General features: G+C 73.2%; 20 protein-coding genes and 1 pseudogene. 16 read left to right on the top strand and 5 right to left on the bottom strand.

Features of this window, described 5'->3' with window-relative positions:
* The first annotated feature begins 168 nt into the window (after nt 1–168).
* From ACE101_RS08575 to ACE101_RS08565, 3 genes are all read left to right on the top strand, one after another.
* Complete coding sequence (locus tag ACE101_RS08575) at nt 169–1,950, top strand: gamma-glutamyltransferase family protein (protein WP_379127941.1); 1,782 nt, start codon at nt 169–171, stop codon at nt 1,948–1,950.
* A 194-nt stretch (nt 1,951–2,144) separates the two neighbouring features.
* Complete coding sequence (locus ACE101_RS08570) at nt 2,145–2,519, top strand: DUF1476 domain-containing protein (RefSeq protein ID WP_379127938.1); 375 nt, start codon at nt 2,145–2,147, stop codon at nt 2,517–2,519.
* Nucleotides 2,520–2,666: 147 nt separating this feature from the next.
* The gene (locus ACE101_RS08565; protein WP_379127935.1) at nt 2,667–3,740 is read left to right on the top strand and encodes an alpha/beta hydrolase; all 1,074 of its coding nucleotides are present in this window, start codon (nt 2,667–2,669) and stop codon (nt 3,738–3,740) included.
* Between the two features lie 979 nt (nt 3,741–4,719).
* On the opposite strand, the gene ACE101_RS08560 is transcribed toward ACE101_RS08565, so the two are convergent.
* Both ACE101_RS08560 and crtD read right to left on the bottom strand, forming a co-directional pair.
* Nucleotides 4,720–5,613: a carotenoid 1,2-hydratase family protein gene (locus ACE101_RS08560; RefSeq protein WP_379138552.1), complete on the bottom strand. Its 894-nt coding sequence runs from the start codon at nt 5,611–5,613 to the stop codon at nt 4,720–4,722.
* On the bottom strand, nt 5,571–7,097 hold the full coding sequence (gene crtD / locus ACE101_RS08555; protein ID WP_379127933.1) for a 1-hydroxycarotenoid 3,4-desaturase CrtD: 1,527 nt from the start codon (nt 7,095–7,097) through the stop codon (nt 5,571–5,573). The genes ACE101_RS08560 and crtD overlap by 43 nt, the downstream gene beginning before the upstream one ends.
* Before the next feature lie 83 nt (nt 7,098–7,180).
* On the opposite strand from crtD, the gene ACE101_RS08550 reads away from it, so the two are divergent.
* From ACE101_RS08550 to ACE101_RS08490, 13 genes and pseudogenes are all read left to right on the top strand, one after another.
* Nucleotides 7,181–8,056: a polyprenyl synthetase family protein gene (locus tag ACE101_RS08550; RefSeq protein WP_379127931.1), complete on the top strand. Its 876-nt coding sequence runs from the start codon at nt 7,181–7,183 to the stop codon at nt 8,054–8,056.
* 39 nt (nt 8,057–8,095) lie between these two features.
* Nucleotides 8,096–9,328 carry a methyltransferase gene (locus ACE101_RS08545; RefSeq protein ID WP_379127928.1) on the top strand — a complete coding sequence of 411 codons (1,233 nt, stop codon included), beginning with the start codon at nt 8,096–8,098 and terminating at the stop codon, nt 9,326–9,328.
* Nucleotides 9,329–9,419: 91 nt separating this feature from the next.
* A complete protein-coding gene (gene bchC / locus ACE101_RS08540; RefSeq protein ID WP_379127925.1) occupies nt 9,420–10,358 on the top strand; it encodes a chlorophyll synthesis pathway protein BchC in 939 nt (312 codons plus the stop codon).
* Nucleotides 10,355–11,359, top strand: coding sequence for a chlorophyllide a reductase iron protein subunit X (locus ACE101_RS08535; protein WP_379127922.1), 1,005 nt, complete (start codon nt 10,355–10,357; stop codon nt 11,357–11,359). Before bchC ends, ACE101_RS08535 begins: the two co-directional genes overlap by 4 nt.
* A gap of 3 nt (nt 11,360–11,362) precedes the next feature.
* A pseudogene (bchY, locus tag ACE101_RS08530) lies at nt 11,363–12,784 on the top strand (chlorophyllide a reductase subunit Y); the annotation flags it as partial.
* A gap of 20 nt (nt 12,785–12,804) precedes the next feature.
* Entirely contained in the window at nt 12,805–14,268 is a 1,464-nt protein-coding gene (gene bchZ, locus ACE101_RS08525; RefSeq protein ID WP_379127919.1) for a chlorophyllide a reductase subunit Z, read from the top strand.
* Nucleotides 14,269–14,347: 79 nt separating this feature from the next.
* Nucleotides 14,348–14,563, top strand: a complete 216-nt coding sequence (locus ACE101_RS08520; RefSeq protein ID WP_379127917.1) for a hypothetical protein — start codon at nt 14,348–14,350, stop codon at nt 14,561–14,563.
* Nucleotides 14,564–14,686: 123 nt separating this feature from the next.
* Complete coding sequence (gene pufB / locus ACE101_RS08515) at nt 14,687–14,917, top strand: light-harvesting antenna LH1, beta subunit (RefSeq protein WP_379127914.1); 231 nt, start codon at nt 14,687–14,689, stop codon at nt 14,915–14,917.
* 16 nt (nt 14,918–14,933) lie between these two features.
* Nucleotides 14,934–15,113, top strand: a complete 180-nt coding sequence (gene pufA / locus ACE101_RS08510) for a light-harvesting antenna LH1, alpha subunit (RefSeq protein WP_379127911.1) — start codon at nt 14,934–14,936, stop codon at nt 15,111–15,113.
* Between the two features lie 214 nt (nt 15,114–15,327).
* Complete coding sequence (gene pufL, locus ACE101_RS08505; protein WP_379127908.1) at nt 15,328–16,152, top strand: photosynthetic reaction center subunit L; 825 nt, start codon at nt 15,328–15,330, stop codon at nt 16,150–16,152.
* Between the two features lie 49 nt (nt 16,153–16,201).
* Nucleotides 16,202–17,182: a photosynthetic reaction center subunit M gene (pufM, locus tag ACE101_RS08500; protein ID WP_379127906.1), complete on the top strand. Its 981-nt coding sequence runs from the start codon at nt 16,202–16,204 to the stop codon at nt 17,180–17,182.
* Nucleotides 17,179–18,222 carry a photosynthetic reaction center cytochrome PufC gene (pufC, locus tag ACE101_RS08495; RefSeq protein WP_379127903.1) on the top strand — a complete coding sequence of 348 codons (1,044 nt, stop codon included), beginning with the start codon at nt 17,179–17,181 and terminating at the stop codon, nt 18,220–18,222. The genes pufM and pufC overlap by 4 nt, the downstream gene beginning before the upstream one ends.
* 242 nt (nt 18,223–18,464) lie before the next feature.
* Nucleotides 18,465–18,641, top strand: coding sequence for a hypothetical protein (locus ACE101_RS08490; protein WP_379127901.1), 177 nt, complete (start codon nt 18,465–18,467; stop codon nt 18,639–18,641).
* 398 nt (nt 18,642–19,039) lie between these two features.
* On the opposite strand, the gene ACE101_RS08485 is transcribed toward ACE101_RS08490, so the two are convergent.
* From ACE101_RS08485 to ACE101_RS08475, 3 genes are all read right to left on the bottom strand, one after another.
* Complete coding sequence (locus tag ACE101_RS08485; RefSeq protein ID WP_379127898.1) at nt 19,040–19,324, bottom strand: hypothetical protein; 285 nt, start codon at nt 19,322–19,324, stop codon at nt 19,040–19,042.
* Nucleotides 19,325–19,472: 148 nt separating this feature from the next.
* Complete coding sequence (locus tag ACE101_RS08480; RefSeq protein WP_379127896.1) at nt 19,473–19,973, bottom strand: TspO/MBR family protein; 501 nt, start codon at nt 19,971–19,973, stop codon at nt 19,473–19,475.
* Nucleotides 19,970–21,139: a geranylgeranyl diphosphate reductase gene (locus ACE101_RS08475; RefSeq protein WP_379127894.1), complete on the bottom strand. Its 1,170-nt coding sequence runs from the start codon at nt 21,137–21,139 to the stop codon at nt 19,970–19,972. Before ACE101_RS08475 ends, ACE101_RS08480 begins: the two co-directional genes overlap by 4 nt.
* Nucleotides 21,140–21,172: the final 33 nt, after the last annotated feature.

Here is a 21,172-nt window from a genome sequence, read left to right as displayed (position 1 = left end):
TTCGTCCCGTCCTTATAGCGAGGCGAGGCGGCCGGAGGGCCGCGCCGGCCGACCGGCAGCCCTGCGCGGGGATGGGACCCCGCCGGTCGCGTCCCGGCCGGGACTGGCTTAAGCATGCACCCTGCGGCACGAGCGCCGCATCCCCGCTCCCGCCACCTGGACGCCCCGATGTTCACCACCCGCCCGGAACTGCGCGGCACCTTCGGGGCCGTCGCGAGCACGCATTGGATCGCGAGTGCCGTCGGCATGTCGGTGCTGGAGCGGGGCGGCAATGCCGTCGATGCCGCCGTGGCGACCGGCTTCGTGCTCCAGATCGTCGAGCCGCACCTGAACGGGCCGGGCGGCGAGGTGCCGATCATCCTCAAGCCGGCCGCGGCTCCGGAGCCGGTGGTCATCTGCGGCCAGGGCGGCTTCCCGATGGCGGCGACGCTCGAGCGCTTCGCCGCGCTCGGCCTCGCACAGGTGCCGGGCACCGGGCTCCTGCCGGCGGTGGTGCCGGGCGCCTTCGACGCCTGGATGCTGCTGCTGCGCGACTACGGCACCTGGAGCGTCGGCGCGGTGCTCGAAGCGGCGATCGGCTACGCGGAGAACGGCTTTCCGGTCCTGCCGCGCGTCGCCTCCTCGATCCTGGCGGCCGAGACCCTGTTCGCGACCGAGTGGCCGAGTTCGGCCGCCGCCTGGCTGCCCGGCGGCGCGGTGCCGCGCCCCCGCGCGCGGCTGTGCTCGCCGGACATCGCGGCGACCTATCGCCGGATCGTCGCGGAGGCCGAGGCGGCGGGCGGCAGCCGCGAGCGGCAGATCGAGGCCGCGCGGGACGCCTTCTACCGCGGCTTCGTGGCCGAGGCCGTCGACCGGTTCTACCGCACGGCCGAGTTGATCGATTCGAGCGGCCGGCACCACGGTGGCCTCCTCACCGGGGACGATCTCGCCCGCTTCGCGGCGCGCGAGGAGAAGACGGTCTCGCGCGATTACCACGGCGTCACGGTGCACAAGACGGGGCCGTGGGGGCAGGGGCCGGCCCTGCTCGAAACCCTCGCGCTGCTCGAAGGCTTCGATCTCGGCGCGATGGACCCGGCCGGGCCCGCCTTCGTCCACACCCTGGTCGAGTGCATGAAGCTCGCCTATGCGGACCGCGAGGCCTTCTACGGCGATCCGGACTTCGTGGACGTTCCCCTCGGCACGCTCCTGTCGGACGCCTACGCGGACGAGCGCCGCCGGCTCGTGACCGAGCAGGCCTCGCGCGACCTCGTGCCGGGCGACCTGCCCGGAGCGCGGGAGCGGATCGCCCGCGTGCTCGCCATGGCGGGCCGTGAGACGCCGGTCGGGATCGGCCACGGCGAGCCGACCTTCGCGCCGCTCCCGGTGGAGTGGGGCGACACCGTCCACCTCGACGTGGTCGACCGGCACGGCAACATGGTCTCGGCGACGCCCTCCGGCGGCTGGCTGCAGAGTTCGCCCACCGTGCCGGGCCTCGGCTTCGCGATCACCACGCGCGGCCAGATGTGCTGGCTCGAACCCGGTCATCCCTCGACGCTGCGGCCCGGGGCGCGGCCGCGCACCACGCTGACGCCGACCCTCGTCACCCGCGACGGCGCGGGCTACCTGGCGATGGGCACGCCGGGCGGCGACCAGCAGGACCAGTGGACCCTCGCGGTGCTGCTGCGCCACCTCCATCACGGTCTCGACCTGCAGGCATCGATCGACCTGCCGCTCTTCACGAGCAAGCACTTCCCGCAGAGCTTCTATCCGCGCCTGTTCGAGCCCGCCCGGCTGCTCGTGGAGGAAAGGCTGGGCGCGGATGCGCTCGCCGATCTGCGCCGGCGCGGCCACGACCTCGGCATCGAGCCGCCCTGGTCGCTGGGCCGCGTCTGCGCGGCCGGCCTGCGCGACGGCTTCATCGTGGCGGCGGCGACGCCCCGGCTGATGCAGGCCTACGCGGTCGGCCGCTGAGCCTCGGTCGGGGCGGATCCCCCTTCATCGCGTGCCGCCGGTCGACGGGCCCAAGATCCGCCGAACCGACCGGCCCGTCGCCATCAAGCTGACGACGGCGCCGTCCCGGGTCGAGCCGGACGACGACATAACAAATGTCATTGCGATCAAGTCGTTCCTCGCCGGAACCTATGCCTCATTCCGGGAGGATAGATATGCTGAAAGTGTTCGAGGAGCGAGAGAGAGCAGCCGAGTTTCTTTTTGTCAGAGCTGAAGAAATGCGTTTCGCGGCGCATTGCTATGCCGTCCGCTCTCTCGCGAGCTATGCGATGAGCAAGCTCGGCGTCGACGGTCAAACATCTGAAGCGTACGCGCGCGTACTGATCGCCGACATGATCGGGAACATGGGCGACGACGACGCTCTGCTGGAGCGTGTTCAGGCCGACCTGTCCGCGAACGGCGTCCACGTCTCACTGGCGGAACTTCGTGTCGAAATGATGCGATCGACCGCCCGCACCGCCGGCGCCACGGGCCTGATGGCGGCCCATCTGGCGCGGCGGGAGCGGAACCGGCCCGCCTCCCGATCCTGACCGAGGCCGCCCGCGGCTTCCACGCGCCCGATCCGCCGCGCTCTCCTCACGGGGAGCCGGCATCCCCTTCGGCGACGAGCGCCCTACACTGATCGAGCCGCCTCGCATCATCACAACCAGGGGCGGGATACGGGAGAGGAGACGCTCATGCTCGCTGGTTCACGCCGGCTCGGCCGCTGGAGTTGCGCGCTCTTGGGGGCGCTGATCGGCGCCACGGCCGCCCGCGAGTCCGCAGGTGCTCAGGAGGCGCCTGCGCTCCAGGTGCCGGCCAAGAGCGTGCCGGTGCCGGCCGATGTCAGCCCGCAGATGGCGAAGATCATCGGCGCCCCGCTGCGCGCCAACTGGAACATCCATCCGAAGACCGGCGAGGAATGGAAGCCCGTGGCCGAGGCGGGTGCGGCCGCCCTCGGCAAGCTGGTGCCCGGCATGCTGGAACGCCTGCACGTCAGGGCGGAGCGCACGACGATCGACGGGGTGCGGGCGTTCATCCTGACGCCCGAGACGATCCCGCCGGAGAACCGCGACCGGCTGCTCGTGCACGTCCACGGCGGCTGCTACGTGCTCAATCCGGGCGAGGCCGGCCTGCCGGAAGCGATCTTCATGGCCGGCTTCGGTCGCTTCAAGGTGATCTCGGTCGATTACCGCATGCCGCCCGAAGCCTATTACCCGGCCGCGCACGACGACGCCGTGACCGTCTGGAAGGCGGCCACGCGGATGGCCGATCCGAGGAAGATGGGGATCTTCGGCACCTCGGCGGGCGGCGCGCTCACGCTCGCGATGGTGCTGCGCGCCAAGCAGGAGGGTCTCCCGCTCCCGGCCGCGATCGCCCCCGGCACGCCGATGTCGGACACCACGAAGGTCGGCGACAGCTTCGTGACCAACGCCATGCTCGACAACGTGCTCGTCTCGCCGGACGGCTTCTGCGACGACGGCGCCAAGGTCTACGCCGCCGGGCACGACCTCCGGGATCCGATGCTCTCTCCGGTCTACGGCGACCTGCGCGGCTTCCCGCCGACCATCCTGACCACCGGCACGCGCGACCTGCTGCTCTCGAACACCGTCCGGGTGCACCGCCGGCTGCGGGATGCGGGCGTCGAGGCGTATCTCCAGGTGGGCGAGGGCCAGTCGCACGCCCACTATATCCGCGACGACACCGCTCCGGAGACCCGCAAGGTGTTCGAGGAGATCGCTTGGTTCTTCGACAGGCACCTGGGGCGCTGACACGTGGCACGGCGACGCCGCCCGGCGCGCCCGATCGAGGGAGACGACGATGCCCGGACCAGACGAGCCGCTCCCGCCCGCCGACGAGGATGCGGGATTGCCGACGCCGCCGAGTCCCGGGCGCGTTCCGCCGCCCAAGCTCCCGCCGGCGCCGGAACTGGACGGAGGCGAGCCGCGGGAGCCGGAAGGCGGCGCCCCGGGGTCGCCGCCCTGAGGAGCGGGCGGGGTGCCATGGGCGCTGAACTCATCGGATCCTGCGCGTGAATTCCGGCTGCCGGAGTCGATCCTCCGCAAACCGGATCGGACCATGGTCCGGACCTGCCGACCCTGCCGGAGGTCGAACGCGCCGCGCTGCTCCGCTGGGCCTCGCCCCGGCGGAGCGGACCCGCTTCAGCAGTTCCGCACCGGGGCGGCGATGAGCGCGCCGAAGGCCGCCCGCGCCTTCACCGGGCGGCCGGAGATCGCCGAATGCGAGGCGAGGGCCTGCTCACGACCCGAGATGTGCATCCGTCGGGCCGCCCTGCCGCGGGTCAGAAGGGCTTCGCCTTCGCCTGAGCGAAGCCGCTATAGGCTGCGACCGCCATCCACGGGCAGACGAAGACCAGGAAGAACAGCAAGCCCATAGCAAGACTCCCGTATCCGATGATGATCGACACAGCATAACCGCCGCGATCCGCCGCCGGTTGCATGGAGCCCCGGAACGGGCGGGCGCGTCCTCCTCGATCCCCGCCGGCCGGTCGTCGTCGCGGGCGCGGTGCAGCAGGACGATCGACACCACCATGGTGATGGTCAGCAGCGCGGGCACGCCGAGTTCGGTCATCGAGGCGCGGAACGGTGCCTCCTTCTGCGGCGACCACTCGCTCGCGTGCTCGGCAGGAGGACGATGACGGCGGATGGCCGGGTGAGATGTCCGCCCTCCTGCGCGTCGTCGGCCAAGGCGGCGCCTCCCTGCTCCTGCGGATCCGTTGCGCGGCGCACCTCATCCGAAGGCGCGGGGCATGCGGAAGGGCAGCATCAGGCGCACGAGCGGGTGGCTGAAGCGGTCGAGGCAGAGCGCCTCGTGCACCGGCTGCACCGCCTCGCCGCAGATCCGGGCCGAGAGCAGGGAGCGGGAGTAGAACGGGGCGTCCTCGAAGCGGCGGATCACCGCGGCCGCGCCGTCGTCGCTGCGGGTGGCGCGCGGCAGGCGCCAGCGCGTGCGCGGCAGCGGCGCGGGAACCGGCGGATCGATGGGGCGCGGCGTGCCGTCCGGATCGAAGCGGAGGGACAGGTCCTGACGGCTGCCGTCCCGGCGCAGCACGTCGTAGAGGATCGCCGTGCCGCGCCGCAGGGTCGAGCGCGACCATGTCCAGCTGCGGAACGAATCCTCCAGGGCGACGTCGCCGTCATTGGTGTCGCAATAGGCGTGGCCCTGCCAGCGCAGGGCCGGGCGGTCGAGCGCCACCTCGATGCGCGCGGTCGGCGCCATCGGCCACCAGCGGTGCCGGCCCTCCGCATCGAGCGCGAAGCACTCGGGCGTGATGCCCTCCGGCCGCACCCGGATCGTGCCGGCGATCCGCGAGGGCAGGGGAGCCGTCACCTCGTTCACCCGGATGGTCAGCCCGCTGCCGTCCCAGGCGAGGGAACTCGGCCCGATGGCCAGGGAGGTGGCGTCGCGCGCGACGCTGCGCCGCCGCCGCTCGGTCATCGCCCAGCGCGCGGGCGCGCCGTAGAGCACCACGTTGATCGCGCTGTGGTCGAGCGGGTCGCGGCGCCCGCTCCAGGCGTAATAGGGCGAGAACACGCTCCCGAGGAAGGCGATGACGGTGAGGCCGTGGCGCCCGTCGTCGCTCACGCCGTCGACATACCACCACGCGTAGCCGCCGCGCGGGATGGCGAGGTCGAAGCGAGGTCCTGCAGGATGCTCGCCGCCGCGAGCCGGCCCGACTGCGCCGCCATCGGCACCCCCGGGCCCGGATGCACGCTCCCCCCCGCCAGGTAGAGGCCCGGCAGGCGCGTGCGCGCCCCCGCCCGGCGGAACGAGGCCATCCAGCCGTGCGGGGCCCGGCCGTAGAGCGCCCCGCCCGTCGCCGGGAACAGCCGCGCGAAATCCGGCGGCGCCGTCGTCTCCCGCGCCTCTTCGGTGATCGTCAGGCCGCAGGCGGACAGGCGTCGGCTCATCGAGGCGTGGCATCGGGCGATCTCCTCGGGGTGGATCGGGCGGTCGCGGGCGGGCGCGTTGACGAGGCAGAGCAGGGCCTCGGGCGCGGCCGCCGCCACGCCGTCGTCGCCGCGGTCCTGGGCGCAGACGTAGACGGTCGGGTCCCGCGGCAGGCGGCCCCGGCGGGTGAGGTCGGCGAACTCGTCCGCGTAGTCGGGCGAGAAGAACACGTTGTGCCGCACGAGCGGGAACCCCGCCGGCCGTCCCGCCACCGCGAAGGTCACGGCCGAGAGCGAGCGCGCGGCCTCCGGCACCGGATCGACCGCACGGGCCGCCGCGGGCCCGAACAGGCCCGCCCCGAGGGCCGCCGCATCCGCGTTGGCGACGATGCGGGTCGCGGGCAGGCGCGTGCCGTCCGCGAGCGTCACCGCCGCGACCCGGCCCCCCGCGACGGCGATCCCCGTCGCCTCGGCCCCGTAGCGCAGGTCGGCCCCGTGCTCGGCCGCGAGATCCGCGACCGCGGCGGCGAGCCGCGACAGGCCGCCCGCGATGGTCCAGACGCCCGCCTGCTCCACATGGGCGACGAGCATCAGGGTCGCGGGCGCCGCGAAGGGGGAGGCGCCGCAATAGGTGGCGTAGCGCCCGAAGAGCTGCCGCAGGCGCGGGTCGCGGAAATGTTCGCCGAGCGCCGTCCACAAGGTCGCGAAGGGCCGGATGCGCCAGAGGTCGCCGAGGCCCCGCAGGCCGACCCGCCGTGCGAGGCCGGCCGGGCTCGGGCGCTGCCCGCGGATGAAGGGCGCTTCGAGGGTGCGGTAGACCTCGCCGGCGCCGAGGCGGAAACGGCGGAAGCCCTCCGCCTCCCGGGGACCCGCGAAATCCGCGATCGCGGCCTCGGAGCGGGCCGGGTCCGCGAACAGGTCCAGGCGCTCGGACCCGCTCCAGGCGTGGCGCGCCAGGATCTCGGCCGGCGCGAGCCGCACCCGGGCGGCGAGGTCGGCGCCGGCCTCGGCGAAGATCTCCTCGAACACCCAGCGCATGGTGAAGACCGTGGGGCCGGCCTCGACGCGGCAGGGCCCGGCCGCCACCTGCCGCATCTTGCCCCCGGGCGCGGACGCCTTCTCGACCACGGTGACGGGCAGGCCGGCCCGGGCGAGACCGAGCGCGGCCACGAGTCCGCCGATCCCCGCCCCGATCACCACCACCCGCTCGTGAGGCACGCGTTGATCTCCCGCCGCGATAGTGTCAATTATAGTGGACACTTTCGAGTGTTCAAACAAAATGACGTTCCTGGGAGAGACGCATGGACGACGGTCGGCGCATCGAGCAGGCCCTGGACGTGGCCGTGTCCCATGCGGAGGCGCCGGGCGCGCCCCCGCTCCTGGCGGAGGCGATCCGCTACGCCGTCTTCCCGGGCGGCCACCGGATCCGCCCGCGCCTCTGCCTCGCGGTGGCGCGCGCCTGCGGGGACGACGATCCGGCGGCGTCCGACGCGGCGGCGGCGGCCATCGAACTCCTGCACTGCGCCTCCCTGGTCCATGACGACCTGCCCTGCTTCGACGACGCCGCGATGCGCCGCCAGAAACCCTCGGTCCACGTCGCCTTCGGGGAGCCGGTCGCGCTGCTCGCCGGCGACGCGCTGATCGTGCTCGCCTTCGAGACCCTGGCGCGGGGCGCCGCCCGGGTGCCGGCGCGGCTCGCGGCCCTGGTCGGGCTCGTCGCCCGCGCGGCGGGCTCGCCGGCCGGCATCGTCGCCGGGCAGGCCTGGGAATCGGAGCCGAGCGTCGGGCTCTCGGTCTACCAGCAGGCCAAGACCGGCGCGCTCTTCGCCGCCGCCACGGTCACGGGTGCCGCCGCGGCCGGCGCCGAGCCGAAGCCCTGGCGCCTCCTCGGCGAATATCTGGGCGAGGCCTATCAGGTCGCCGACGACCTGCGCGACGTGGCCTGCCGCCAGGAGGAGGTCGGCAAGCCGGTCGGGCGCGACGCCACCCTCGGGCGGCCCAACGCCGCGGCGCTGCTCGGGATGGACGGGGCCCTGCGCCGCCTCGCCGACCTCGCCCACGAGGCCGTGGCGGTGATCCCGGATTGTCCCGGCGCGCAGGGCCTGCGGGGCGAGATCCAGGCGCAGACGCGCCTGTTCCTGCCGGCCCGCATCGCGCAGCAGGGCCTGATGGCCTGAGCCTCCGCCGCACGGGTCACCGGTTCGGCGGAGACGACGATGCAGGAGCAGGATGATCGGCGGAATCGCGCGGGGCGGTTCCGCTCGGGCGAGGCCGTGGAGCAGCTCGCTCCCGGAAGCCTGCCCGCACCCCCCGCCGGCTGGCGCGAGCGCTGGCTGGCGCTCCGCCACCGCCTGGTCGCGAGCCCGCGCTTCCAGCGGGCCGCCGCCGCCTTCCCCCTCACCCGCGGCCTCGCGCGGCGCCGGACCCGCGCGCTGTTCGACCTCTGCGCCGGGTTCGTCTACGCGCAGGTGCTGGCGGCCTGCCTCCGGCTCGACCTGTTCACCCTGCTCGCCGCGGGGCCGCTCACCCCCGAGGCCCTCGCCCGCCGCCTGGACCTGCCGCCGGAGCGGGCACGCTGCCTCCTGCGCGCCGCCGCCTCGCTCGAACTCCTCACCGCCCTGCGCGACGGGCGCTTCGCCCTCGGCGACCTCGGGGCGGCGCTCCTCGGCAACCCCTCGGTCGCCGCCATGGTCGCCCACCACGCCATGCTCTACGACGACCTGCGCGATCCGGTCGCCCTCCTGCGCGGCGAGGCCGGGCCGACCCGCCTGTCGGCCTACTGGGCCTATGCGGGAGCGGACGACCCCGCCGGCCTCGGCGAGGGGACGGTCGCTCCCTACGGCGCATTGATGGACGCCTCGCAGGCGCTCGTCGCCGGAGACATCCTCGACGCCTATCCGCTGGCCCGGCACGCGCGGCTCCTCGATGTCGGCGGCGGGGAGGGGGCCTTCGCGGTGGCGGCGGCGCGGCGCGCGCCGCAGCTCCGCGTCACCCTGTTCGACCTGCCGCCGGTGGCGGCCCGGGCGGCCCGCCGCTTCGCGGCCGAGGGGCTGGCGGAGCGCGCCGCCACGCTCGGCGGCAGCTTCCACGACGGGCTGCCGCGCGGTGCCGACGCGCTCTCCCTGGTGCGGGTCGTCCACGACCACGACGACGGGCCGGCCGCCGCTCTGCTCCGCGCCGCGCACGCGGCGCTCCCGCCCGGCGGCACCCTGCTCCTCGCCGAGCCGATGGCCGGCACGCCGGGCGCGGAGCCGGTCGGGGACGCCTATTTCGGATTCTACCTCCTCGCCATGGGCAGCGGGCGGCCCCGCACCGCCGCCGAGCTGCGCGGCCTGCTCGCCGCGGCGGGCTTCGTCGCGATCCGCGAGCGCCCGACGCGGCGGCCCCTCCTCGTCCGCCTCCTGACGGCAGAGCGGGCGCCCGCCCCGGGAATCGTCTCACGAGTGTAAACTCAACTTGACGTACAAGAGCGTCCATCTAAGATGACATCTGCCGCACCAGACGGCACCGGCCCGCGCCGACGCGGGGGGAGGGGCGCACATGCACGCGCTGGCCGTGATCCTCGACAGACCCGAACGGATCGGCCTCGACCGGCTGGCGCTCGACGCCCCCGGCGCGGCGGACGCGGTGGTGGAGGTGGCCTGGAGCGGCATCAGCGCCGGCACCGAGCGCCTGCTCTGGTCGGGCCGCATGCCGGACTTCCCGGGCATGGGCTACCCGCTCGTGCCGGGCTACGAGGCGGTCGGGCGCGTGATCGCGGCCGGGCCGGATTCCGGCCGGAGCGTCGGCGAGACCGTCTTCGTCCCCGGCGCCCGCTGCTTCGGCACGGTGCGCGGCCTGTTCGGCGCCGCCGCCTCGCACCTCGTCGTCGAGGGCCGGCGCCTCCTGCCGATTCCCGACACCCTGGGCGAGCGCGGGGTGCTCCTGGCGCTCGCCGCCACCGCCTACCACGCCCTCTCGGGCGAGGAGGGAGGCGGGCGCCAGCTCATCGTCGGCCACGGGGTGCTCGGGCGGCTGATCGCCCGCCTCGCCCGCCTGTCCGGAGCCGAGCCCGTGGTCTGGGAACGCGACCCGGCGCGCCGGAGCGGCGCGCACGGCTACGCGGTGCTCGACCCCGCCGCGGATGAGGGCACGGCCTATGCCCGCATCACCGATGCGAGCGGCGATGCCGGGCTCCTCGACGCGCTCATCGCCCGTCTCGCCCCCGGCGGCGAGGTGGTGCTCGCGGGCTTCTACGCGGCGCCGCTCAGCTTCGCCTTCCCGCCCGCCTTCCTGCGCGAGGCGCGCATCCGGGTCTCGGCGCAGTGGCGGCCCGGCGACCTCGACGCGGTCACGGCACTCGCAGCGGCCGGGAGTCTCGACCTCGGCGGGCTCATCACTCACCGGCGGCCGGCGGCGGAGGCCGAGGCGGCCTACCGCACCGCCTTCGGCGATCCCGCCTGCCTCAAGATGGTCCTCGACTGGAGCGCCCGCTCATGACCCTCGCGACGCGCGAAGCCGCGCTCCCCCTCGCCGCCGCCCTGCTGCGGGCCGAGGCCGCCATCCCGCCCGACCCGGTCCCGACCGGCGCCACCCGCGAGACGCAGGTGATCGCCATCTACGGCAAGGGCGGCATCGGCAAGAGCTTCACCCTCGCCAACCTCTCCTACATGCTGGCCCAGCAGGGCCGGCGCGTGCTGCTGATCGGCTGCGACCCGAAGAGCGACACCACCTCGCTCCTGTTCGGCGGCCGGGCCTGCCCGACCATCATCGAGACCTCGACGAAGAAGAAGCTCGCGGGCGAGGCCGTGGCCATCGGCGACGTCTGCTTCAAGCGCGACGGCGTCTTCGCCATGGAACTCGGCGGGCCCGAGGTCGGGCGCGGCTGCGGCGGGCGCGGCATCATCCACGGCTTCGAACTCCTGGAGAAGCTCGGCTTCCACGAATGGGGCTTCGACTACGTGCTGCTCGACTTCCTCGGCGACGTGGTCTGCGGCGGCTTCGGCCTGCCGATCGCCCGCGACATGTGCCAGAAGGTCATCGTGGTCGGCTCGAACGACCTGCAATCCCTCTACGTCGCCAACAACGTCTGCTCCGCGGTGGAGTATTTCCGCAAGCTCGGCGGCAATGTCGGCGTCGGCGGCCTCGTCATCAACAAGGACGACGGGACGGGCGAGGCGCAGGCCTTCGCCGAGAGCGTCGGCATCCCGGTCCTCGCCGCGATCCCGGCCGACGACGACATCCGGCGCAAGAGCGCGAATTACGAGATCATCGGCCGGCCCGGCGACCGCTGGGGGCCGCTCTTCGCCGGCCTCGCCGAGAACGTGGCGGGCGCCCTGCCGCACCAGCCGCGGCCCCTGAGCCAGGACGCGCTGCTCGGCCTCTTCAAGGGCGAGGCGGTCGGCCGCGGCGTGGTGCTGGAGGCGGCGAGCGAGGCGGACATGCGCGGCGCGGCCCCGCAGCCCCGGCCCTCCCTCGAAGTCGTCTACGACACGGTCTGAGCCATGGCTGCCTCCCTCGATCTCGGGGCGCTGCGCGCCCGCCGCGAGGCCCCCCCGCCGGGCACCGGCTGCCACGCGGGCAAGGCGGCGATGCAGGAGGCCGCCGCGGTGGCGGGCCTCGGCGAGACGGTCCGGGCGCTCAAGCGCGACTACCCGGCCGGCCCCCACGACCAGCCCCAGAGCATGTGCCCGGCCTTCGGCTCGCTGCGGGTGGGCCTGCGCATGCGCCGCACGGCGACGATCCTGTCGGGCTCCGCCTGCTGCGTCTACGGCCTGACCTTCACCGCGCACTTCTACGGCGCGCGCCGGACGGTCGGCTACGTGCCCTTCAATTCCGAGACCCTCGTCACCGGCCGGCTGTTCGAGGACATCCGCGAGGCGGTGCGGACGCTCGCCGATCCCGCGCAGCACGACGCGGTCGTGGTGATCAACCTGTGCGTGCCAACCGCCTCCGGCGTGCCGCTGCGTCTGCTGCCGCGGGAGATCGACGGGGTGCGCATCATCGGCATCGACGTGCCGGGCTTCGGCGTGCCGACCCATGCGGAGGCGAAGGACGTGCTCGCGGGCGCGATGCTGCGGGTCGCGCGGCGGGAGGCCGAGCAGGGGCCGGTCGCGGCGCCCCGCCAGGGGCGGGACGGCCGCCCGACCGTGACGCTGCTCGGCGAGATCTTCCCTGCCGATCCGGTCCAGATCGGCGCGCTCCTCGAACCCCTCGGCCTGAGCCCCGGGCCGGTGGTGCCGGCACGGGAATGGCGGGAGCTCTACGGCGCCCTCGATTGCGCCGCGGTGGCGGCGCTCCATCCCTTCTACATCTCTGCGACCCGCGAGTTCGAGGCGGCGGGTCGGCCCGTCTTCGGCTCCGCTCCCGTGGGGCACGACGGCACGGCCGCGTGGCTCGACGCGGTGGGGGCGGCCTGCGGCGTCGCGCGCCCCACCGTCGAGGCGGCCAAGAACCGGATCCTGCCCGCCATCCGCGCGGCGCTGGCCGCCCATCCGATCCGCGGCCGGATCACGCTCACCGGCTACGAGGGCTCGGAACTCCTCGTCGCGCGCCTCCTCGTCGAGAGCGGGGCGGAGCTGCCCTATGTCGGCACCGCCTGCCCGCGCACCCGCTTCTCGGAGGCGGACCGCGACTGGCTGGAGGCGCACGGCGTGCAGGTGCAGTTCCGCGCCTCCCTGGAACAGGACCTCGCGGCGCTCGACGCGTACCGGCCCGATCTCGCGATCGGCACGACGCCCGTCGTGCAGAGGGCCAAGGAGCGGGCGATCCCCGCCCTCTACTTCACCAACCTGATCTCGGCACGCCCGCTGATGGGCGTCGCCGGTGCCGGGTCGCTGGCGCAGGTGATCAACGCCGCCCTCGCGCAACGGGAGCGGTTCTCCGCGATGCGCGCGTTCTTCGCCGGTAGCGATGCGGGCCTCGCGCCGGCCGGGGAGACGGTCTGATGCTCGTCCTCGACCACGACCGTGCCGGCGGCTACTGGGGCGCCGTCTACGTCTTCACCGCGGTGGAGGGCCTTCAGGTCGTCATCGACGGCCCGGTCGGCTGCGAGAACCTGCCGGTGACCGCGGTGCTGCACTACACCGACGCGCTGCCGCCGCACGACTTGCCGATCGTGGTCACGGGCCTCGCCGAGGAGGAACTCGGCCGCCACGGCACCGAGGCGGCCCTGCGGCGCGCCCACGCCACCCTCGACCCCGCGCAGCCGAGCGTCGTCGTCACGGGCTCGATCGCCGAGATGATCGGCGGCGGGGTGACGCCCGAGGGCACGAATCTCCAGCGCTTCCTGCCGCGCACCATCGACGAGGACCAGTGGCAGGCGGCCGACCGCGCCCTGTCCTGGCTCTGGCAGGAATACGGATTGCGCAAGGCCGCCCGGAAGGGCGCGATCCCGCCCCGGCCGCCGCGCCGGCCGGGGGAGAAGCCGCGGGTCAACCTGATCGGGCCGGCCTATGGCAGCTTCAACATGCCCTCCGACCTCGCCGAGATCCGGCGCCTCGTCGAGGGCATCGGGGCGGAGGTCAACTGCGTCTTCCCGCTCGGCTGCCACCTCTCCGAGATCCCGCGGCTCGTCGAGGCCGACGCCAATATCTGCCTCTACCGCGAGTTCGGCCGGCTCCTCTGCGAATCCCTCGACCGGCCCTACCTCCAGGCGCCGATCGGGGTGCACAGCACCACGAAGTTCCTGCAGGCGCTCGGCGCGATCCTCGATCTCGACCCCGAGCCGTTCATCGCGCGGGAGAAGCAGACGACGCTGAAGCCGATCTGGGACCTCTGGCGCTCGGTGACGCAGGATTTCTTCGCCTCGGCGAGCTTCGGCGTCGTCGCCACCGAGACCTACGCGCGGGGCCTGCGCCACTTCCTGGAGGAGGAGATGGGGCTGCCCTGCCGCTTCAGCGTCGCGCGCACGGCCGGGTGCAAGCCCGACAACGCGGCCGTGCAGAAGGCCATCCGCGAGACGCCGCCGCTCGTGCTGTTCGGCTCCTTCAACGAGCGCATGTACCTCGCCGAGAGCGGGGGACGGGCGGCCTTCATCCCGGCCTCCTTCCCGGGCGCCCTGGTGCGGCGCCATCCCGGCACGCCCTTCATGGGCTTCTCCGGCGCGACCTACCTCGTGCAGGAGGTCTGCAACGCGCTCTTCGACGCGCTCTTCCACGTCCTGCCGCTCGCCCGCGACCTCGACGCCGTCGAGGCGACACCGGCCCGGGCGCACCGGGAATTGCCCTGGGATGCGCAGGCGCGCGCGCATCTCGACGCCTCCGTGGCGGCGAGCCCGGTGCTGGTGCGGATCTCCGTCGCCAAGCGCCTGCGCGACGCCGCCGAGCGCGAGGCCCGCCGGGCCGGATCCGACCACGTCACCGAACTCTGCGTCGAGCGCGCCCGGGTCGCGCTCGCCTTGGCAGCCTGAGGGCCGCGGGGCCAAGGCTCCGGACCAAGGCCCCTGGACAGAATGCGCGCCATCCGGCGCGAGGAGGAGACCAGACGCCATGCCCCGTCCGTTCGCTACGGTCTCGCGGTTTCGCTCGGAGCAGGTCCAGTTCCGCGTCATCCTCGCGGCGACCTACCCGGTCTTCCTGGCCGCGGCCGTCCTCCAGCGCATCCATCCCGGCCGCCGCGCCGCCCCCCTCGGGCCGCGGCGCTCCGTGTTCGGCGAGGCGCGGGCGATGGCCCTCTCGGCCATCCCCTTCGCCTTCATGGGCTGAGGCGCGGACAGGTTCCGCCGCTGGAAGGCGACGGAGTGACCGTCCCGTCCCGCCGCGCGGCGGGACGGGGCGCCCCCGCCGCGCGGGACCCCCCCGCGCGGCCCCGCATCCGGAGGTTCGGCAATGGACAACGGACTCGACAAACCCAGCACCCTGTCAGGGCTCACCGAAGCGGAGGCGAAGGAATTCCACGGAATCTTCGTCACCAGCTTCATCATCTTCACGGCGATCGCGGTCGTCGCGCACTTCCTCGTCTGGCTGTGGCGGCCCTGGCTGCCGGGGCCGAACGGCTATTCCGCGCTGACGGACGGCGTCTCCTACGCCGCTCACGGCCTCCTGCCCTTCATCGCCTGAGGAAGGACGTCTCGTCATGCACAAGATCTGGCTGCTGTTCGATCCGCGCCGCACGCTGGTGGCGCTGTTCACCTTCCTCTTCGTCCTCGCCCTGCTGATCCACTTCATCCTGCTCAGCACCAACCGGTTCAACTGGCTGGAGGGACCGGTGGCGAAGAAGGCCGAGATCGCGCTCGTGCGGGCGCTGCCGGCCTGACGGCCCACCGGAGCGCGGCCGCGCGCTCCACACCGCGGACGGCGGCCCGGGGAACCGGGGCACCGCCCGCGGGAGACGCGACGGGTCGCGTCGGAGATCCGCGGATGATGCGACGCTGCGCGTCGCGGGCCGACGAATGGCGCGACGCTGCGCGTCGCCGGCCGATGAACAACGCGACGCTGCGTCGCCTGCCGAGGACCGGGGAGGGCCGCCCATGGCCATGCTGAACTTCGAGCGGAAATATCGGATCCGCGGCGGCACTCTCGTCGGCGGCGACCTCTTCGATTTCTGGGTCGGTCCCTTCTTCGTCGGCTTCTTCGGCGTCACCACGCTGTTCTTCAGCCTGCTCGGCACCGGGCTGATCGTCTGGGGCGCGGCGCTCGGGCCGACCTGGAACATCTGGCAGATCAACATCGCGCCGCCGGATCTCAAATACGGGCTCGCGCTCGCACCCCTGCGGGAGGGCGGGCTGTGGCAGCTCATCACCGTCTGCGCCATCGGGGCCTTCGTGTCCTGGGCCCTGCGGGAGGTCGAGATCTGCCGCAAGCTCGGCATCGGCTACCACGTGCCGGTCGCCTTCGCGGTGGCGATCCTCGCCTACGTCACCCTGGTGGTGGTCCGCCCCCTGCTCATGGGCGCCTGGGGCCACGGCTTTCCCTACGGGATCCTCAGCCACCTCGATTGGGTATCGAACGTCGGCTACCAGTATCTCCACTTCCACTACAACCCGGCGCACATGCTCGCCGTGTCGTTCTTCTTCACGACGACGTTCGCGCTGGCGCTGCACGGCTCGCTGATCCTGTCCGCCACCAATCCCGGCGCCGGGGAGGTGGTGAAGACGCCCGAGCACGAGGACACCTACTTCCGCGACACGATCGGCTACTCGATCGGCACGCTCGGCATCCACCGCCTCGGCCTGTTCCTCGCCCTCTCGGCGGGCTTCTGGAGCGCGGTCTGCATCGTCATCAGCGGCCCGTTCTGGACCCGCGGCTGGCCCGAATGGTGGGGCTGGTGGCTCAACCTGCCGGTCTGGCGCTGACGCCGGTTCCCTCGATCGAGACGCCACCCTGCAGAAGGCATCCGCCGCCATGGGGTACTACCAGAACATCTACACGCAGGTGCAGGTCCATCCGCGCCGGCCCGAGCCCGGGGTGACGATCCCGCAGATCGAGAAGCGCGTCGGCCGGGGCGGCTTCAGCTACCTCGCGGGCCTGATCGGCAATGCGCAGGTCGGGCCGATCTATCTCGGCACCCTCGGCACGCTGTCGCTGGCGAGCGGGTTCATCGCCTTCGAGATCATCGGCCTCAACATGTGGGCCTCGGTGAACTGGGACCCGGTCCAGTTCCTGCGCCAGCTCCCCTGGCTCGCCCTCGAACCGCCGCGCCCCGAATACGGGCTCAAGATCCTGCCGCCGCTGGCCGAGGGCGGCTGGTGGCTGCTCGCGGGCTTCTTCCTGACCGCGTCGATCCTGCTGTGGTGGCTGCGCATGTTCCGGCGCGCCCAGGCCCTCGGCCTCGGCTACCACGTGCCCTGGGCCTTCGCCTCGGCGATCTGGCTCTACCTCGTGCTCGGCTTCATCCGCCCGATCCTGATGGGGCGCTGGAGCGAGGCGGTGCCCTTCGGCATCTTCCCGCATCTCGACTGGACCGCGGCCTTCTCGCTGCGCTACGGCAACCTGTTCTACAATCCCTTCCACATGCTCTCGATCGTCTTCCTGTACGGGTCGACGCTGCTGTTCGCCATGCACGGCGCCACCATCCTGGCGACGAGCCGCTACGGCGCCGAGCGCGAGATCGAGCAGATCGTGGACCGCGGCACCGCCACGGAGCGCGCCGCCCTGTTCTGGCGCTGGACCATGGGCTTCAACGCTACCATGGAATCCGTCCACCGCTGGGCGTGGTGGTTCGCGGTGCTCACCACGCTCACCGGCGGCATCGGCATCCTCCTCACCGGCACCGTCGTGGACAACTGGTATCTCTGGGCCGTCAAGCACGGCGTCGCCCCGCAATATCCGCTGATCTACGGGCCGGTGGTCGATCCGGCGGCCCTGCCGGGAGGTGCGCCATGAGACTCGCCCTGCAACTCCTCGGCGTGGTCGTCGCCGTGCTCCTCACCGGTGCGATGCTCGGCGGCGCGGGCTGGACCCATCCGCCCGTGACCTCCGAGCAGGTCGGGTTCCGCGGCACCGGCATGGAGCAGGTCTACGACCCGCGCGCGCTCGCGGCCCGGCGCGCGGCGAACGTCGCCCCGGCCCCGCAGGATCCCGCCCCCGCGGACGGGGAGCCGGCGACGCAGACCTACCAGAACGTGCAGGTGCTCACCGACCTCACGACGGACCAGTTCAACCGCCTCATGGTCTCGATGACCGAATGGGTCTCCCCCGAGCAGGGCTGCGCCTATTGCCACAACGTCGAGAACATGGCGGATGACAGCGTCTACGCGAAGACGGTGTCGCGCTCGATGCTGCGCATGGTCCGCCACCTCAACGGCGCCTGGAAGAACCACGTCGGCGAGACCGGCGTCACCTGCTACACCTGCCACCGCGGCAACCCGGTCCCGCTGAACGTCTGGCACAACAATCCCGGGCCGCCCCACGCCATGGGCTTCGCCGCCCGGGACGGCGGCCAGAACCACCCGAGCCTGCAGGCCGGCCTCACCGCGATGAACTACGATCCCTACCGGGAACTGCTCGGCGACAAGGACGTCGACGGCAACGCCGTGCGCGTCGCGTCGCGCACCGCGCTGCCGACCGGCCCCGGCAAGCCGCTCCAGACGACGGAGAAGACCTACGCGCTGATGATCCACATGTCGGAGGCGCTCGGGGTCAACTGCACCTACTGCCACAACAGCCGCGCCTTCTCGGCCTGGGACCAGAGCACGCCCAAACGCGTGACGGCCTGGCACGGCATCCGCATGGTGCGCGACATCAACGGCAACTTCATCGAGCCCCTCACCCCGGTGCTGCCGGAGGTGCGGCTCGGTCCGGAGGGCGACCCGCCCAAGGCCAACTGCACCACCTGCCACCAGGGTCTCGTCAAGCCGCTCGACGGGGCCGCGATGCTCAAGGACTATCCCGAACTGGCCGGAGGGGCGGCGCCGAAGCCGTGAGGCGCCGGTCCCGTCACCGGCGGTTTGTTGTCGCTCAATTGGAGCGGATCCGCCGGACACGGCTCCGCTGCTTGGTCTGATCGTCGATCGGTGAAACGGCGATTTGCCGCATCGCTCGAATGCGCAGCATCGCGAGTTGGCTCTGCAAGTGCGGCGGCGCCCGGTTCGCCCGGGCGACCGCCGGTTTCGCAAGCAGCGTCCGCGGTGCCTCCGACACTCGCGGCCCACACGGAGGCAACCCCATGGGCGATTCCGGCCTGATCTACATGCTCGCCTTCACGACCTTCGCGCTCGTGGTACTGGTCCTCATCTGGCAGCGGATGCGGGTCGAGCGGGCCAAGGAGACCGGCGAGCGGTCGACCTTCACGGATCACCACGGCGGCCCGCCGCGCCCGCAGCAGGGCATCGATCCGCGATAGGTCGCGGCCGGCCGTGCCGCCGCGCTGATCGCTCCCGCCTCCCTCTTTCCCGGGCGCATGCGGCGTCAGCGCAATGCAACCCGGGACCCAGCACGGACGGTCGCGAAGCGACCGCTCGTCCGCGACGGTCCAAAGACGGCGCCGGTGCGCGGCATGTCCCTGTGCTGGGTCTCCGGATCTCCTTCCGCCGACGCTCCAATCCGTGCAGGCCTGGAGAGGTGCTTGAGTTGGGTGGGGCAATCCCGCGACATCCCTGCCGGGCTCGGCCGGGCTGCCGCGAGCCCCCGGCCGCCACGAGGGACGCGGCGGTCGCCGCGAGCATGCTGGACCCGAGGGCCAGGGCCGTGCTGCGACGCATGGGGCTTCCTCCGGTTGCCGCGGGACGCGGCCGGGACGGATCAGGGCGGCGCGGACCGGTCCGGCCGGAGCCGCAGCCAGAGGTCGGCTGCGTGGGCGCCGCCGGCGGCAGCGAGCGCGAGGGCGAGCCATGTCCAGGCGGCACCGGTGAGGGCGGCGCGCAGGGCGAGCATCAGACAGGCGCCCGCCGCGAGATTGACCAGCAGCGCCCCGGTGCCCGGGCCGCGCCCGGCGCGGCGGCGCCACAGGACCAGCGCCACCGCCTCGGCGGCCACGAGGAGGAGCACGGCATCGACGATGCGGCCATCCGCGAACAGATCCGACACGCGTCCCGTCCTCCCGCCCGCGGGCCGCCAAGGATCCCGGGCATCATACGGTTTCCGGAAGATCGCTTCGCGATGCGGAACCCGGCCTCGCTCAGGCGCCGCGCGGGCTCGTGATCCGGTTTCCGAAAGTGATCTTCCGGAAACCGTATCACTCCCGCGCGACCGGCGGCCCGAACGGCCCGTTGCGCGTCACGATCGCCCGGTTGAGGGCGGCCGCGAGGCCCACCCACAGCAGGTACGGCACGAGCAGGAGGGCGCCGAGGCTACTGTGCCGTGCGACCACGAGCAGGAGCGCCGCCACCGAGAGCCAGAGCGCCAGCGCCTCGACGAAGGCCCAGTCCGGCCGCCTGAGGCGGAAGAACAGGCCGCTCCAGGCGATGTTGAGAACGGCGTTCACGCCGATCGCGACGAGGAGCCAGCTGCGCTCCGGACCCTCCGGCGCGGCGTTCCAGGCGAGCACCCCGGCAATGGCGGTCAGGGTGTAGATCACGGTCCAGACCGGCCCGAACGCCCAGTCGGGCGGCTTCCAGGGCGGCACGCGCAGGCTCCGGTACCAGGGGCCGATGGCGGTGAGCCACGCGCCGGCTCCCGCCACCACGATCGCCGCGGCAGCCGCCACGATCACCGGACCCCAGCGCCCGCCGCTCACGGCGACACCCACCCGAACAGATGCGCGAGGTCCTTCATGAAGATCCGCGCATGGGCGGCGGGCTTGGCCCGCACCAGCTCCTTGTTCATGTAGGCGTCCCAGGTGAGCGACTGCACGTCCGGGTCGCGGCAGATGCTGACGAAGCGCTCGCGCAGAGCATCGTTGCGGTACCAGACCGTCTGCATCAGCCGCAGGATCCAGAACACCCGGCCATGCGCGGCCAGGAAGCGGCGGCGCGCGCTCGCCAGGGCCCGCGCATCGCCGCTCTCCAGGAAGGCGTCGGCGGCCTCGGCCGTGAGGCGCCCGCCCAGCATGGCGTAGTAGATGCCCTCGCCGGAGGCCGGGGCGACGAGGCCCGCGGCGTCGCCGGTGAGCAGCACGTCGCGGCCGTTGTCGAAGCGGCGCAGGGGCTTGAGCGGGAGGGGAGCGCCCTCGCGGCGCAGGGTCTCGCCCGCGTCGAGCCCGGTCGCGGCGCGCAGGCGCCCCACCGCGCCCCGCAGCGAGAACCCCTTCCGGGCGCTGCCCGTGCCGATGCTGAGCGTGTCGCCGTGCGGGAAGATCCAGGCGTAGAAGTCCGGCGACAGGACGCCCTGGTAGTAGACGTCGCAGCGCGCGCCGTCGAAGGCGCCCGCCTCCGGCGCGCGGACGATCTCGTGATAGGCGAAGACCTGCCGCAGGCGGGCATGGCCCGGGATCTCCTGGCGCCCGACCGTGGAGGCGGCGCCGTCCGCCCCGACGACCAAGCGGGTGCGCGCCGCACCCGCCGCGCCGTCCGCGCCGCGGTAATGGACCGTGACGCCCTCGCCCCCGCGGGTCAGGCGCAGGAAGGTGCCGGTGCGCCGCTCGGCGCCCGCGCGCGCGGCGCGCGCGCGCAGCCACTCGTCGAACGGCCCGCGATCGACCATGCCGACGAAGCCCTCGCCCACCGGCATGTCGACCGCGCGGTTCTTCGGCGAGACCATGCGGGCCGCGCGGATGCGGGCCACCAGCAGATCGTCGGGAATCGCGAAGTCGCGGATGAGGCGCGGCGGGATCGCGCCGCCGCAGGGCTTGATGCGCCCGGCCCAGTCGAGGAGGAGCACCCGGCGTCCGCGCCGGGCGAGGTCGGTCGCCGCCGTCGCCCCGGCCGGCCCGCCGCCCACCACCACCGCATCGACCTCGTCCATGGCCGTGTCTCCCGGTCCTCGTCCGATCTTCAG

This window comes from Methylobacterium carpenticola (assembly GCF_042748905.1).
In the GTDB taxonomy this organism is placed as follows: Bacteria; Pseudomonadota; Alphaproteobacteria; order Rhizobiales; family Beijerinckiaceae; genus Methylobacterium; species Methylobacterium carpenticola.
The sequence above is the reverse complement of the archived record's forward strand: the minus strand, read 5'-3'. Positions and strand labels throughout refer to the sequence as shown.